We start from the raw sequence: 12,618 nt of genomic DNA, 5'->3' as shown, positions 1-12,618 counted from the left end.
GTTGTGGACATGACCAAGAGTGAAGTGGCAGCGAGGGCGTTGCCGGTGCAGGACGCACGTATTTATCCGCGCGGTGGTCTGGATGTCTTGTCGCGGGCAGAAGTGGCGCGGTTGCGCGACGCTTCCGGTGGCGGCATGCATGAATTGCTGCGGCGCTGTGCGCTGGCAGTGTTGACCAGTGGCAGCGCTTCGGACGACCCGCGCGCTGCGCGCGACCTGTATCCTGATTTCGATGTACAGGTGACCCAGCAGGACCGTGGTGTCCGCATCGACCTGAGCAATGCGCCGGCGGTGGCGTTCGTTGATGGTGAAATCATCCGCGGTATCGCCGAGCTGCTGTTCTCGGTGGTGCGCGACCTGGCCTATATGGCCATCGAGTTGGGGCCGGAATACGCCTCCGACCTGGAGACCTCCGACGGCATCACCAATGCGGTGTTCGGCGTGCTGCGCAATGCGCGCATCCTGCAGCCCAGCGACCCGAACCTGGTCGTGTGCTGGGGCGGTCACTCGATCTCGCGTGACGAATACCTGTACACCAAACAGGTCGGCTATGAGCTGGGCCTGCGCGGCCTGGACATCTGCACCGGCTGTGGCCCGGGTGCAATGAAGGGGCCGATGAAGGGCGCCACCATTGCCCACGCCAAGCAGCGCAAGACCAATACCCGCTACATCGGCATCACCGAGCCGGGCATCATCGCCGCCGAGTCGCCGAATCCGATCGTCAACCATCTGGTGATCATGCCGGACATCGAGAAGCGCCTGGAGGCGTTTGTCCGTCTCGGCCACGGCATCATCGTGTTCCCGGGCGGCGTCGGTACCGCCGAGGAGATCCTGTACCTGCTCGGCATCCTGTTGAGCGAGGAGAACAAGGACCTGCCGTTCCCGCTGATTCTCAGTGGCCCGGCCATCGCCGCGCCGTATTTCCAGCAGATCGACCGATTCATTCGTTTGACGCTGGGTGACAAGGCGGCCGAACGCTACGAGATCATCGTGGGGGACCCGGTCGGCGTTGCCCGCAAGATGTCGCAAGGCATCAAGCGTGTACGTGAATTCCGTCTCGCGCAGCGTGACTCGTTCTTCTACAACTGGCAGGTGGAAATCCCGCTGGCCTACCAGCAGCCGTTCGTGCCCACGCATGAAGCCATGGCTGGCCTGGACCTGCACAAGGGTCGCCCGGCACCGGATCTGGCCGCCGACCTGCGCCGTGCGTTCTCCGGCATCGTCGCCGGCAACGTCAAGGAAGAGAGCATGGCCCGGATCGAGGAATTCGGCCCGTTCAAGATCCATGGCGATACCGAGATGATGCAGGCCTTGGACGAGCTGCTGCGCGCGTTTGTCGAACAGCGCCGGATGAAGATATCGGGTGAATACCGCCCGTGTTATCAGGTGGTTGCCTGAGTATCAGCCCGGTAGGGTGACCGTGGTGATGTGGCGGCCGTTCGTTGAGTGTGTCGTCACATCGCCCAGACCTGCGGTGAGGGCCTGGATACGGGCTCTGGCTGATTCCAGGCCAACCTTGTGGCCGCCGCGCATTGGTGCGTAGCCCGTCGGCGGCAACGCGTTCTCTATCGTTACCTTTACCAGGTTCATCTCCTGGCGAACGGTGACGTTGACGTCGCCGCCTTCGGCGTACGGTTCGACCCCATAACGGATTGCGTTCTCAACCAGCGGCTGCAACGACAGTGTGGGCACCATGATGGCCGGTAGTGGCGCCGGGACGTCCCAGGAAATGCGCATGCGTTCGCCAAAGCGCAGCTTCTCGATCTCGACATAACGCTGGGTCAGGGCGATTTCGTCTGCCAAAGATATTTCCTGCGGCCCGGCAAGCGCGGCGCGGAACAGGTCGGCCAGGTCCAGCAGAAGGTGTTCCACAACCTCTGGACGTTGGTGCACCAGGGCTGCGCCGGTATTGAGTGTGTTGAACAGAAAGTGTGGGCGGATCCGTGCCTGCAGCGCTTCAAGCTCGGCTTGCTTGGTGCGCACCGCGAGTTGACGGGCGCGCCAATGGTTTTGGAAAGCGGCGACGCCCAACAACCCGAAGGTGAGTACGATGCCGGTGAATCGCAGTAGTGCGGACAGCCAGTTGCTTTCCGACATCGGCCACAACGCCTTGAGCAGCCACCAGCAGGCGGCGCCGACCAGCAGGTTGCATACCACCAGCAGCAGCAGGGTGATGTTGGCCACCCAGGTCGGGGGTAGACGTGACAGCGGGGTGCGCAGCAAGTAAAGAGCGCCCAGTGCGGACAATGACACCCATTGCACCATCAATGAAAGCGCCCCGAACAATACCCAGCGACTGCCGCTGATCTCCGGCGCCAGCGCCAGGATGATGGCCAGGCCTTCGCCGGCAATGATCGTCCAGATGATGGCTGGGGCCTTCCACAGGGCATCGAGTGGGGTGATCGCCTGTCCGGCGGCTGGCCTGGTGTGGTGGCTGCCATTGGTCATGAATGAGTTACCGTCCATCGGCAGGAGCTGGCTATGGTGTGGGGGCTGGCATAGCGTGTCAGCTTAGACAATATGGGGAGCTTGCGCATGGTCAGGTTTCGGCCAGCAAGAGGTTGCAGGGCAGGGGCGACACACGCCAGGGGCTTCACTCTGGTCGAGATGATGGTGACGGTCGCGGTGATTGCGATTGTGACTGCGATCGCGGTGCCCGCTTTCAGCAAGATGATCAGTCACAACCGCCTTGTTTCCAGCAGTAATGAAATGATCGCCGCCTTGCAGTTGGCGCGTGCCGAGGCATTGACGCGGCGTTCCAGTACGGTGCTGTGCGCCAGCAATGACGGTACTACTTGCTCGGGCAGCATGGGGTCGCGCTGGATCGTGCTGTCGACGAAGAATGGCGTTCCCTTGGTGTTGCGCTCGATAACAGCGAACCCCGCGCTGCGTTTGGTCCCCAGTGCAAATGTGTCAGGCACCGCGCGGATTGGTTTTTCGTCCGCCGGCTTCGTGCAGGTGGGGGCGGCGACCAGCGGCACCATCTCGCTATGCGCTGCCAACTTGGGTGGCAACAACGCTGTTGACGTTTCGGCAGCGGTAGTGCGCATTGCATCTGCGCGCCGAGCGGCAGGTGCTGGCTGTTCGGCTCCGGGAGATATCTGATATGACTCGTTATGGTGGAAAACGCAGGTTCGGGTTCGCGCAACAGCGCGGTATCAGCATGATCGAGGTGATGGTTGCAGTGTTGATTCTGGCAATCGGTGTGCTCGGTATCGCCGCATTGCAGGCCATCACCCTGAAGAACAGTGGCAGCTCGGCTGCACGTACCCAGGCGGCGCTGCAGGCGTATTCGATGATGGACATCATCCGCGCCGATCGGGCCAATCTTGGTACCTACAACACCAATATCTATGTCGCAGGGACTCGCGGCGATCCCGGCACCATGGCAGGCTGGCTCGTGGGTTTGCAGCGGACAGTGGCCCCCGATGCGATGGGGCGGGTGGTCTGCGTTGCCAGTACGATGAGCTGCACCGTTGGTGTGCAATGGAATGACGCGCGCGCAACTGGCGGCGACGCCCAGCAGAAGGTTGAGGTGGCCAGTAACCTATGAAAGCCCTGAGCTCCCGCCGGCAGCGCGGTTTTACGCTGATCGAATTGATGGTTGCCCTGTTGCTGGGCCTGCTGGTCGTGGCCGCAGCGGGCAGCATTTTCTTGTCCAACCGCCGCGTCTATGGTTCAACCGAAGCGGTGGGTCGGATCCAGGAAAACCAGCGTGCTGCGTTCGAGATGATGGCGCGTGACATTCGCGAAGCAGGGGTCAATCCATGCTCCCGCTTCAATGCGAGCAACCCGATCACCATCCAGATGACCGGCGCGGACGCGCAGTTCTGGGCGCGTTTTGCCAATGGGGTATTTGGTAGCACTAGTGGCGGGAATGATTCTGTGTCGTTGTACTTGGCCAACGGGCGCGAGTACCGCGTGCAGGACCATAAGAGACCGGCTGATGCCTTGACGCTCAATACAGCGGCAGGCTTGGTTGCCAATCAAGCCTTGATGGTGTGCAACAGCGATCAGGCGATCGTATTTTCCGCTACGGGTGTTTCCGGCGCGACGGTCCAGCATGCGGCGGGCAAGAACTGTGGTGCTGGGTTTACTCCAGTGCCGGATGCCAGTCAGTGCAGTGCGCCGGTTTCGGGGCCTGGTTATTGTTTCCGTATTGCCACAACCCCAACCGCAGCGGACGTGACTGCATGCCCGCGCGGTATCGGTCGCTCGCCCGCGTTCGTGGTTGTTCCCTATGAGGCGGGTTGGACCGTGGCTGACAATGGGCGCGGTGGTTCTTCGCTGTATCGCACGGTGCAAGGCGCCCGCAGTGAGATCGCTGAAGGTGTTACCGCAATGACCTTGGGCTACAAGATCGGCAGCGCGGCAAACTATGTCAACGCCGCTGCGGTCGAGGCTGCGGCTGGCTGGGGACGGGTGACATCCATTCACCTGGTAATGACCTTGCAGGCAGCGCAGGGCTCGATGACCGATTCGGACCGGCGTGGTGTGGATGGCTCGGTGTTGTCGCGGACCATGGAGGACTTCATCGTTCTCCGTAATCACCAGGATGACATTCAATGAATTACCAATACAGGGCACTTGGGCGAGGCGGGCAGACCGGCGCGGCACTGATCGTGGTGCTGATGATGCTGGTAGTGATCACCTTGTTGGGGCTGGCCTCCATGCGTGGCGCCATCATGCAGGAGCGCATGGCCGCCAATACCATTTCGCGCAGCATGGCTTTCCAGGTAGCGGAAGCCGGCTTGCGCCAGGCTGAGATCGTTGTGCGCGACAGTACTCTCGGGTTTCCCAGTTCAGGGTGTTCTGCCGGGCTGTGCGCGACACCGCTGCCCAATGCGGATGCGCCTTGGGCGGCGGCGAGTTTCTGGGTCAGTGGTCAGTTCCGGCAGGGTTCGGCAGTAAGCACGGTCAATGGCTCTATCACACCGAGGTTTGTAATTGAGAACTTCGGCACTTCCGTTAATGGTGGTGGTGCATCTGACTGTATCGATCTTTCCAAGCCCTGCATTGCTACGAGCGAGCAGAGTGTCTTTCGTATCACCTCTTATGCTGCGACCGCTACGGGTGCAGAGGTGATCGTCCAATCGTTGTATCGCCGCTGATGGGGCACGTCATGAAAACTGCATTCTGCAAAAACAGTCTGTCGGAGCATATTCGCCTGGGTCTCGGCGCCATGTTGGTATCGATGATGGCCGCAGGCTCGGCGCAAGCGGTTTCATTCCCGCCCTATCCGCTGCTTACCGGTGGTGATTCGGTGCCGCCGAATATCATGCTGATCTTGGATGATTCGGGCTCAATGGCGTTTCAGCGAATGCCTGATGATAGTTCAGATGGCCTTTCTGATAATGCATCGGATCGTTCTTATGTAACCAATACGTTATATTACAATCCATTGAAGTCATATTTGCCTTGGCATACTGCAGTTGCCGAGTCCGATACAACGAATTCCGTTAAACGATTGTCCTCTGCGAATTTCAGGGGAGTGTCATCGGCTGCCACAAATTTGACGGGTAATTTCGATTTGCGGGGCAGTCCTGAATCATTTTTCTACGTACCGAAGGCGAATGTTGCTACTCCGGGGGTCAATTTAGGCAATTACGATAAATACCGTATTGTTAAATCTACTGCTTCTGGAAATTATGCCGAGGGAGTCGTGCAGCGCGCTTCTAGGTTTTCATCGCTGGCCAGTGGAAGTGTGACAGTGGGTAGGCGTAACTACTCGTCCTGCTTTCCTGTTGTGGTCAGTGGTGTGGACACGGTGACGTTCAGTTTGACGGGTAACGGGAATACCAATCTCAATGTTTACTCCAAGAAAGACTGCTCCAATTCGTCGCTGATTGACTACAATGATTCGAACAGTGTAGTCAAGGACGTTTATATTGGGTCTGGGTACACTACCGTTTATTTCGACATCTACAATGGCGGAAATAGTGCAAATGTTACGTACAACGTATCCGGATGGGGCGGTTGGACGGATGTGACACCTACTGGGCGGACTCAGCAGGATGAGCTGCAGAATTTCGCCAACTGGTATCAATATCATCGTACGCGCAACAAAATGGCCAAGGCCGGGGCCTCCGAGGCCTTCGCAAAGCTTGGAAAAAATTATCGGGTTGGCTATGACACGATCTGGAATCGCGGCGGTAGTGGTAATGATGTAACAGGTAGTTCGCCGAATCTTCCGATCGCCATAGGTACCGATGGTGGCCTCTTTCTGGATAGGAACCGTGAGAATTTCTACTCCCGATTGCAGGGTGCTGGTGCAAGTGACGGCACGCCGCTGCATGGTGCCTTGCAGCGCGCTGGGCGCTATTTTGCTACCGATGACCCGTGGAAAGATTCGGCTGGCAATAAGCTGATATGTCGCCAGAATTATGCAATTTTGACCACTGACGGGTATTGGAACAGTAAGTCCGGATTCGTGGGTGGGGATATTGCGAAATATTCGGATGGCAAGAACGCTGGTGACGGTGCGGGCAACGTGGATTCGGGCGCAGGTTATCCCTACGCCGATAATACGGCTTACTCCCTGGCTGACGTGGCTTATTATTATTGGAAGAATGACATGCGCCCCGAATCGGCGATGCCGAACTCGATTCGCCCCAGTAGTCGGGATCCTGCGACATGGCAGCATATGGTGACTTTTGGCGTATCAATTGGTCTGCAAGGGAATTTTGATCCCAAGTTGGCTTCCCCGAATCCGTTCCCGGATGTCTGGGGGAGCGACAAGTATGCGAATACTTCGTGGAGCAGCAGTGATGGCAAACAGCGCATTGATGATCTTTGGCATGCGGCAATAAATGGTCGGGGCGATTTCATCGTCGCAACCGATACCGAAAAATTTGCGAATGCACTGTCTGCAGCACTGGCTTCGATCGATGCGCGTAGTGCGTCAGGTTCCAATATCGCCTCCAGCTCAACCAAGACCGACTCTGCGACCCTGACTTTCGTGGCCGGCTTTACCTCGGTGTCGTGGATCGGCAACCTGATTGCCAGTCCGTTCAATGCGGCTTTGACTGGTGTTTCCGATACGCCGCTGTGGTCGCTTTCCAGTAGCTTTGCTGGTGGTGGGGTCAATGCGAGTGGGTTCAAGGATCGGACCATATTGACCAGCAAGGATGGCACTGCCCAGCTATTCACCAGCGCCATGGCCAATACTTCCGTTTTCGCGCGTGCCAGCAGCGTTGATGCGGTTTCGGCTGTCGATAATATCGCCTATCTGCGTGGTGATCAGAGCAAGGAGGAGTCCAAGGTTGGTGGTGTGCTGCGTGCTCGCGCCTATCCGCTCGGTGATATCGTTGATTCGTCGCCGGCTTTTGTCGCCGACAACAAGATGGTGTATGTCGGTGCCAACGATGGCATGTTGCACGGGATCAATGCTGATAACGGCAAGATTTTGTTCTCGTACGTGCCCAAGGGTGTTGATTTCGAGTCGATGGCCAGCCTGAGTTCCACGGCGTATACGCATCGTTATTTTGTCGATGGGCAGATGGACGTGATCAGCAGGGCCAATCAGGGCAATGGCAAGAACATATTGGTTGCGGCGTTGGGGCGGGGTGGTCGCGGTGTGTTTGCTCTGGATGTAACCGATTCGACCAGAATGGGTACAAGCAACGTATTGTGGGACAGGACGTTCCAGACGCCAAAATCCAGTGCGACTCCGGACGATGATTTGGATATGGGTTATGTGCTTGGCGCAGTCCGTATTCGTAAAGGTAACGGGGGCAAGACCTATGCGCTGGTGCCCAATGGTATTGACAGCCCAAACGGGTCCGCAACGCTATATGCCTACGAGCTGTCGCCGACGGGCACCATTCTCGATACGCGTAAGTTGGTGGCTGACACCGGGACGGGTAATGGTTTGATGTCTACCGGTCTGGCGGATCTGAATGGCGACGGTAAGATCGACGTCGTTTACGGCGGCGACCTGAAGGGTAATATCTGGCGCTGGGATTTCCAGGGTGACACGCCAAGCACTACCGCAGTGAGGTTGTTCCAGGCGGTGGATGCGAATAAGGCCCCTCAGCCGATAACCGGCGGTCTTGGTGTAGGCCGGGATACTTCTGGCAATGTTTTTGTCGGATTCGGCACGGGTAGGTTTATTTCGAGCAGTGATGTGCCTGGCAATGCGACTACAACTAGCCAGGTGCAGAGTATCTACGGCATCATTGACTCCAATTCGACCATTGCCAATCGTTCCGAGTTGCAGGCCCGTACCATTCCTTTCACTGGCAAGACGGCGAGTGGGAAGGATGCGCGTGGATTCGAAAGTTACTCGGCGCTGCCGGCTGGCAAGAAGGGTTGGTATATTGATCTGAAAGTTCCCGAGCGGGTGACGTCGGCGCCAACGGTGTATGGATCTGCGATGTATCTTGCATCGCAGATCCCTGCTGAAGGCGTTGATTGCAATGGCGCTACCGGTAGTGGTTATGTCAATGCCATCAATATTTTCACCGGCACCAGTCCAAAGAGTGGCGGCTACTTCACGGATCAGACCGGATTGAATGGCGGTGTTATCGGCTCGATCGGGGTCGCAGGTGGTATGCCCACCGAGGTCAATATGACCAGTTCGTTGGCGACTGTGGGTACCGGGCAGGGTCCGGGCAGCGACGGTAGCAGTGGCACCCAGAGTGATGGGACCAATCCGCCAACCATTGGTCGTCCAAGCCGTATCAGCTGGCGTGAAATCGTTCCGGAATGAGCAGCGGGGATATGAACATGTCGAAACAGAAAGGTTTCACGCTGATCGAATTGATGGTCGTGGTGGCGGTGATCGGCATTCTTGCCGCCATCGCCTACCCGAGCTACATCAATCATGTGGTCAAAGGGCGCCGTGTCGCTGCGGCTGGCTGCATACTGGAGTGGGGACAGTTGATGGAGCGGCAATACGCCAGCAACCCGGGGGGCGGGTATACCGGTCTAGCGGCGGGCACTGTGCTGCCTTGCCAGAATGAGATAAGCGCGCATTACGCCATCGGACGCTCCAACGTAACGGCTACCACCTATACGATCAGTGCAGTTCCGCAGGGCTCACAGGATTCGAAGGACGCGCTGTGCAAGACGATCAGCATCAACCAGAATGGCGCACGAGCCGTGACTGGTTCGGCAGGCTCGGATACGAGCAAGTGCTTCTGAGTGTTGTCTGAAAGTTGATGGACGGGCCGCTTTGCGGCCCGTCCTGTTTTCGGGCTTCAAAAAGTGGCGGCAAAAAAAAACCTGCGATTGCTCGCAGGTTTTAAATTTTGGCGCCCGAAGTTGGACTCGAACCAACGACCCCCTGATTAACAGTCAAGTGCTCTAACCGGCTGAGCTATTCGGGCGGGGAGGCGCATTCTACTTAGCCCTGCAGATTGTTGCAACACCTTCGGACTACTTTGGGCATCTGGCGACATTGCTGCCGCGCTGGCTACGCGCCCGGCCTGCGTTGTTGACCACGACCTTGCTGAGCAGGGCACCGTTGTCGCTGCAGATGGATAGCGTGAGATTTGAGCCGCTGCTGCGACCGTCAGGCAGGTAACGGATGCGGGTTCTGCCAACGGTGCTGAATAGTTGCACACCAGAAACCGTTGGCGGATCGGCGCGGATGATGTCAGTCGCCGCGTCCGGGCGGCCGTTGCCGTCGCCATCAAGAAAGATCAGCCATTCCATCGTCCAATCGGTGCCACTGCTGCAGTAAATGCCGGTGCTGGACGGGCAGAGTACCGTTGCGGTGCGCCGGTTCACCGCTGTCGTCCTGGCCAGATAGAGTTGCGCCACCACCGCGTTGCTGGCGGCAACTGCGCGGTTGCGCTCAAGCAGTGGTGCAAGTTGTGTCGCCGCGATCCCGGCAAGCGTGGCGGCCACGCAGATGCAGACAAGCAGTTCGACCATGCTGGTGCCGCCCTGGTGTGCAACTGGATGGTGCGGGTGGGATGAACTGGAGGCTGGCATGGCCGAATGTCTGGAATGTGAGCAACGATGCTCGCCAACGGTCCCTGGCAGCGGTGTCGCCGGAGGGAGTGGCTGAACATGGGGTTAGCCCTTGCGGCGTCGTCTTCTCGGGGCTGGCTATACTGGGTAGTCCACGCAGGTCTTACTCGCCATGTCCGATAGCTTCCAGCTCGTATCGCCGTATTCGCCCGCCGGCGACCAGCCGGCCGCCATCGAAAAGCTGGTGGCCAACTTCGAGGCTGGCATCGCCAAGCAGACCCTGCTGGGCGTGACCGGCTCTGGCAAGACCTACACCATTGCCAATGTGGTGCAGCAGGTGCAGCGCCCGACCTTGGTGATGGCGCCGAACAAGACCCTGGCGGCGCAGTTGTACGGCGAGTTCAAGGCGTTCTTCCCGAACAACGCGGTGGAATACTTCGTCAGTTACTACGATTACTACCAGCCCGAGGCCTATGTGCCTTCGTCGGACACCTTCATCGAGAAGGATAGTTCGATCAACGAACACATCGAGCAGATGCGTCTGGCGGCAACCAAGACACTGTTGTCGCGGCCGGATGCGATCGTGGTGGCGACGGTGTCGGCCATCTATGGCCTCGGTGCGCCGGAAGACTATCTGTCGCTGCGCCTGATCCTGTCCAAGGGTGAGCGTATCGATCAGCGCGATCTCATCAAGCACCTGACCCAGTTGCAGTACACCCGCAACGAGTACGAACTGCAGCGAGGCACCTTCCGCGTACGCGGTGAGGTGATCGATGTGTTCCCGGCCGAGCTGGACAGCGAGGCGCTGCGCATCGAGTTGTTCGATGGTGATATCGAGCAACTGAGCATGTTCGACCCGCTGACCGGCGAAAGCCTGCGCAAGATGCAGCGCTACACCATCTATCCGAAGACCCACTACGCGACCACGCGTGAGCGTGTGCTGGCGGCGGTCGAGACCATCAAGGTCGAGCTGAAGGAGCGGCTGGAGCAGTTGTACGCGCAGAACAAGCTGGTCGAGGCGCAGCGGCTGGCGCAGCGCACCCAGTACGATCTGGAAATGATGGCCGAGGTTGGATACTGCAATGGCATCGAGAACTACTCGCGTCACCTTACCGGCAAGGCGGCTGGCGATCCGCCACCGACACTGTTCGATTACCTGCCGCCGGATGCGTTGCTGGTCATCGACGAATCGCACGTGACCATTCCGCAGATCGGTGCCATGTACAAGGGTGACCGGTCGCGTAAGGAGACCCTGGTGGAATTCGGCTTCCGCCTGCCTTCGGCGCTGGACAACCGGCCGCTGCGCTTCGAAGAGTGGGAGGCGCGGTCGCCGCGTGCCATTTATGTGTCGGCAACGCCGGGTCCATATGAGTTGCGCGAGTCGGGCAACGACATCACCGAGTTGGTGGTGCGCCCGACCGGTCTGATCGATCCGCAGGTGGAGATCCGCCCGGTCGGTACCCAGGTTGATGACCTGATGTCGCAGGCGACTGAGCGCATCAAGATGGGTGACCGCGTGCTGGTCACCACGCTGACCAAGCGCATGGCCGAGAACCTCACCGAATACCTGAGCGAACACGGCATCCGAGTGCGCTACCTGCACTCGGACGTGGACACGGTGGAGCGCGTGGAAATCATCCGCGATCTACGCCTAGGCAAGTTCGATGTGCTGGTTGGTATCAACTTGCTGCGCGAAGGCTTGGACATGCCCGAGGTGTCGCTGGTCGCGATTCTCGATGCCGACAAGGAGGGCTTCCTGCGCTCAACCGGCTCGCTGATCCAGACCATCGGTCGTGCTGCGCGTAATGTCCGCGGCAAAGCCATCCTGTATGCCGACAAGATGACCCGCTCGATGCAGGCGGCGATCGATGAGACCGACCGTCGCCGGCAGAAGCAGGTGGAATACAACGAACAGCACGGCATCGTGCCGCAGTCCGTGGTGCGGCCAATCGTCGACATCCTCGAGGGCGCGCACGAGGAAAGTTCGCCCAAGTCCAGCGCCAAGGGCAAGGGGCGTCGCGTGGCCGAGCCCGAGAGCGATTACCTGCCGCTGGAGCCGGTCAAGCTGGCCGCGCGCCTCAAGGAGCTGGAGCAGACGATGTACCAGCACGCCCGGGATCTGGAGTTCGAGGATGCCGCGCGTATCCGTGACCAGATCCATCGCCTGAAGGAGGCGAATCTGGGCTGAGGCGGCCCGGTGTGAAATTTTTCGAGAAAACGGTTGTTCTTCGTGAAGAGCAGGGTTAAGATACGCGCCCTCGCAACGAAGAAATTGTTGCTGAGACGGGCGGTTAGCTCAGCGGTAGAGCACTACCTTGACATGGTAGGGGTCACAGGTTCGAACCCTGTACCGCCCACCACTTCCTCGCGAAGTGGCAACGAAAGCCCGGCGCTGGCCGGGTTTTTTGTTTCCAGGTGATGTTATACGTTGCGGCAAGGCTGATCCGGCCCTCGTAACGTAGAAAGGCTTCAAACGGGCGGTTAGCTCAGCGGTAGAGCACTACCTTGACATGGTAGGGGTCACAGGTTCGAACCCTGTACCGCCCACCACTTGAAACCCGGTATAGCGGTTTCGGTGGAATCACTTGAAGAGCGAATCAGTCCCTTGGGCTTTGCATTTCGCTTCGTCTGCCCGGAGGTTCCCGTGGCAACCCGGATTTGTTCGCTGATGGTCATGGCTGGGCACTCTTGCTTGGCGTC

The 12,618-nt window shown here is 58.8% G+C and carries 10 protein-coding genes and 3 tRNA genes; 10 read left to right on the top strand and 3 right to left on the bottom strand.

What is annotated here, in order from left to right; translation table 11 throughout:
• Positions 1 to 9 precede the first annotated feature (9 nt).
• Entirely contained in the window at positions 10 to 1,398 is a 1,389-nt protein-coding gene (ppnN, locus tag ACVOLZ_RS07225) for a nucleotide 5'-monophosphate nucleosidase PpnN (RefSeq protein ID WP_481515585.1), read from the top strand.
• A 3-nt stretch (positions 1,399 to 1,401) separates the two neighbouring features.
• Here ppnN and ACVOLZ_RS07220 read toward each other — a convergent pair whose 3' ends face one another.
• The gene (locus ACVOLZ_RS07220) at positions 1,402 to 2,466 is read right to left on the bottom strand and encodes a sensor histidine kinase (RefSeq protein WP_481515584.1); all 1,065 of its coding nucleotides are present in this window, start codon (positions 2,464 to 2,466) and stop codon (positions 1,402 to 1,404) included.
• A 54-nt stretch (positions 2,467 to 2,520) separates the two neighbouring features.
• Between ACVOLZ_RS07220 and ACVOLZ_RS07215 the strand changes: the two genes are divergently transcribed.
• Genes ACVOLZ_RS07215 through ACVOLZ_RS07190 form a run of 6 tightly spaced genes read left to right on the top strand, consistent with a single transcriptional unit; the run spans position 2,521 to position 9,144 of the window.
• Entirely contained in the window at positions 2,521 to 3,105 is a 585-nt protein-coding gene (locus tag ACVOLZ_RS07215; RefSeq protein ID WP_481515583.1) for a GspH/FimT family pseudopilin, read from the top strand.
• 1 nt (position 3,106) lies between these two features.
• Positions 3,107 to 3,553 (top strand): type IV pilus modification protein PilV, encoded by a 447-nt coding sequence (gene pilV, locus ACVOLZ_RS07210; RefSeq protein WP_481515582.1) that lies wholly within the window; start codon positions 3,107 to 3,109, stop codon positions 3,551 to 3,553.
• Positions 3,550 to 4,569, top strand: a complete 1,020-nt coding sequence (locus ACVOLZ_RS07205) for a PilW family protein (protein WP_481515581.1) — start codon at positions 3,550 to 3,552, stop codon at positions 4,567 to 4,569. The genes pilV and ACVOLZ_RS07205 overlap by 4 nt, the downstream gene beginning before the upstream one ends.
• Positions 4,566 to 5,111 carry a pilus assembly PilX family protein gene (locus tag ACVOLZ_RS07200; RefSeq protein ID WP_481515580.1) on the top strand — a complete coding sequence of 182 codons (546 nt, stop codon included), beginning with the start codon at positions 4,566 to 4,568 and terminating at the stop codon, positions 5,109 to 5,111. Before ACVOLZ_RS07205 ends, ACVOLZ_RS07200 begins: the two co-directional genes overlap by 4 nt.
• An 11-nt stretch (positions 5,112 to 5,122) precedes the next feature.
• The gene (locus ACVOLZ_RS07195; protein ID WP_481515579.1) at positions 5,123 to 8,710 is read left to right on the top strand and encodes a pilus assembly protein; all 3,588 of its coding nucleotides are present in this window, start codon (positions 5,123 to 5,125) and stop codon (positions 8,708 to 8,710) included.
• Positions 8,711 to 8,727: 17 nt separating this feature from the next.
• Positions 8,728 to 9,144: a type IV pilin protein gene (locus ACVOLZ_RS07190; protein WP_481515578.1), complete on the top strand. Its 417-nt coding sequence runs from the start codon at positions 8,728 to 8,730 to the stop codon at positions 9,142 to 9,144.
• Between the two features lie 108 nt (positions 9,145 to 9,252).
• On the opposite strand, the gene ACVOLZ_RS07185 is transcribed toward ACVOLZ_RS07190, so the two are convergent.
• Both ACVOLZ_RS07185 and ACVOLZ_RS07180 read right to left on the bottom strand, forming a co-directional pair.
• Positions 9,253 to 9,329: transfer RNA gene (locus tag ACVOLZ_RS07185), tRNA-Asn, on the bottom strand.
• Positions 9,330 to 9,378: 49 nt separating this feature from the next.
• Positions 9,379 to 9,879 carry a GspH/FimT family pseudopilin gene (locus ACVOLZ_RS07180; RefSeq protein ID WP_481515577.1) on the bottom strand — a complete coding sequence of 167 codons (501 nt, stop codon included), beginning with the start codon at positions 9,877 to 9,879 and terminating at the stop codon, positions 9,379 to 9,381.
• A 211-nt stretch (positions 9,880 to 10,090) separates the two neighbouring features.
• Here ACVOLZ_RS07180 and uvrB point away from each other — a divergent pair, with 211 nt between their 5' ends.
• The 3 genes from uvrB to ACVOLZ_RS07165 all read left to right on the top strand — a co-directional run bounded on the left by uvrB (position 10,091) and on the right by ACVOLZ_RS07165 (position 12,468).
• Positions 10,091 to 12,106, top strand: coding sequence for an excinuclease ABC subunit UvrB (gene uvrB / locus ACVOLZ_RS07175; RefSeq protein WP_481515576.1), 2,016 nt, complete (start codon positions 10,091 to 10,093; stop codon positions 12,104 to 12,106).
• 97 nt (positions 12,107 to 12,203) lie between these two features.
• A tRNA-Val gene (locus ACVOLZ_RS07170) sits at positions 12,204 to 12,278 on the top strand.
• A 115-nt stretch (positions 12,279 to 12,393) separates the two neighbouring features.
• Positions 12,394 to 12,468, top strand: a tRNA-Val gene (locus ACVOLZ_RS07165).
• Positions 12,469 to 12,618 lie beyond the last annotated feature (150 nt).

The organism is Stenotrophomonas sp. STEN020 (genome assembly GCF_056760195.1).
The sequence above is the reverse complement of the archived record's forward strand: the minus strand, read 5'-3'. Positions and strand labels throughout refer to the sequence as shown.

Bases quoted from the DNA above. Each gene is read 5' to 3' on its own strand.
- ACVOLZ_RS07190 (WP_481515578.1), top strand. From the start codon at position 8,728: ATGTCGAAACAGAAAGGTTTCACGCTGATCGAATTGATGGTCGTGGTG.
- ACVOLZ_RS07205 (WP_481515581.1), top strand. From the start codon at position 3,550: ATGAAAGCCCTGAGCTCCCGCCGGCAGCGCGGTTTTACGCTGATCGAA.
- ACVOLZ_RS07195 (WP_481515579.1), top strand. From the start codon at position 5,123: ATGAAAACTGCATTCTGCAAAAACAGTCTGTCGGAGCATATTCGCCTG.
- ppnN (WP_481515585.1), top strand. From the start codon at position 10: ATGACCAAGAGTGAAGTGGCAGCGAGGGCGTTGCCGGTGCAGGACGCA.
- ACVOLZ_RS07220 (WP_481515584.1), bottom strand. From the start codon at position 2,466: ATGGACGGTAACTCATTCATGACCAATGGCAGCCACCACACCAGGCCA.
- ACVOLZ_RS07215 (WP_481515583.1), top strand. From the start codon at position 2,521: ATGGGGAGCTTGCGCATGGTCAGGTTTCGGCCAGCAAGAGGTTGCAGG.
- ACVOLZ_RS07180 (WP_481515577.1), bottom strand. From the start codon at position 9,879: ATGGTCGAACTGCTTGTCTGCATCTGCGTGGCCGCCACGCTTGCCGGG.
- pilV (WP_481515582.1), top strand. From the start codon at position 3,107: ATGACTCGTTATGGTGGAAAACGCAGGTTCGGGTTCGCGCAACAGCGC.
- ACVOLZ_RS07200 (WP_481515580.1), top strand. From the start codon at position 4,566: ATGAATTACCAATACAGGGCACTTGGGCGAGGCGGGCAGACCGGCGCG.
- uvrB (WP_481515576.1), top strand. From the start codon at position 10,091: ATGTCCGATAGCTTCCAGCTCGTATCGCCGTATTCGCCCGCCGGCGAC.